This is a genomic window from Starkeya nomas (assembly GCF_902703545.1).
GTDB classification, from domain to species: domain Bacteria; phylum Pseudomonadota; class Alphaproteobacteria; order Rhizobiales; family Xanthobacteraceae; genus Ancylobacter; species Ancylobacter moscoviensis.
Map to the genome: position 1 here is coordinate 1 of NZ_CACSAS010000042.1, position 1,068 is coordinate 1,068.

At 65.6% G+C, this 1,068-nt stretch carries 2 protein-coding genes and 1 pseudogene; 1 reads left to right on the top strand and 2 read right to left on the bottom strand.

Features of this window, described 5'->3' with window-relative positions:
* Window positions 1-230: pseudogene (locus tag STARVERO_RS23015) on the bottom strand (DNA transposition protein); the annotation flags it as partial.
* 148 nt (window positions 231-378) lie between these two features.
* On the opposite strand from STARVERO_RS23015, the gene STARVERO_RS23020 reads away from it, so the two are divergent.
* Entirely contained in the window at window positions 379-741 is a 363-nt protein-coding gene (locus STARVERO_RS23020; protein WP_159602528.1) for a hypothetical protein, read from the top strand.
* 36 nt (window positions 742-777) lie between these two features.
* Here the strand turns inward: STARVERO_RS23020 and STARVERO_RS23025 are convergent.
* The coding region (locus STARVERO_RS23025) for a hypothetical protein (RefSeq protein ID WP_200837957.1) at window positions 778-1,068 on the bottom strand (291 nt) is incomplete at its 5' end.

Sequence of the window (1,068 nt, forward strand, 5' to 3'; positions counted from 1 at the left end):
GAGGCGTAGGCATTGAGCATGTGGCCGCTGATCTGCTCGTCGAGATACGCGGTCATCCGCGCCGCGATCTCGTCGCGGTCGTGGCCCTTCAGCGATTGCGACACGGCCTTGGAGATCGACGCCCCGAGGCTCGCCGCCCGCACGGTATGGGGCTCGAACGCCACGACGGGCTCCGAGGGCTCCCAGCCGAGCAGGTCGAGCTGATCGGGATGGCGCGGACGGCGGGTCATTCAACGAGCCCCCGTGTTGCGCGGGGCGGTGCTCACGCGACCGTTCTGCGTTGAGAGGATGCGGGTAGCCCCGCCGCCCCACCACTGGCGCAGGTGGCGCGCTTCCCCGATGCTCAGAGGTGCGAAAACCGAGTCGGGAGAACGGTAATTGGACAAGCCTTGGAAAGACGACTTCGAGGAGATCGACTTCCACGTGTCGAAGCTGATCCTACAAACGACAGGTTCCTTCCTGCCCGCAGTGGCTATAGCCGCCGCGTTGATCGACGGCGGCATGGTGAAGCGGGCTCGATTGCTGGAGATCATCACGGCCGTCCACGATCTGGCGCTGACAGACGCGGCTGTCGGGGAGGATGGCGAAGAGATGGATGCGCTGGAGCGGCTCCAGATCTGGCTTGAGACAATCCCAATGGAGGAAGGAACCGCTCTAGAGCAGTTGCGCCTGTTCGCGACGATCCAGTCAGCCAGAAACCTTCTTGCGCGAAGATCTCGGCCATCTGACGAGTCCGCTTGAGCCTGAGCGCTTCGTTCTGACGGGGAAAACGCTCCATCACGCCTCCTCCTGCTCGGCAACGAAGTCGGAGAAGCGCTTGCGGGCCTCGGCGCCGGCGCGGCGCCATGCCTTCATCAGCGCGTCAAGCTGGGCGTCGACTTCTGAAATGGTTGCGGTACGGGCGCCGGAGAGCCGCTGCGCTGCCTCCGCTATGCTGCGCGGGGCGTCGTCGGCCTGACCGAACAGCAGGTCGAGAGCCGGCATTCGCTGCTCCGGTGCCAGCTTCAGCAGGGCGTCGAGGTCCGAGCCCTTGTTCGCCATCGGCGTGCCCGCGATGCGGGCGCGCAC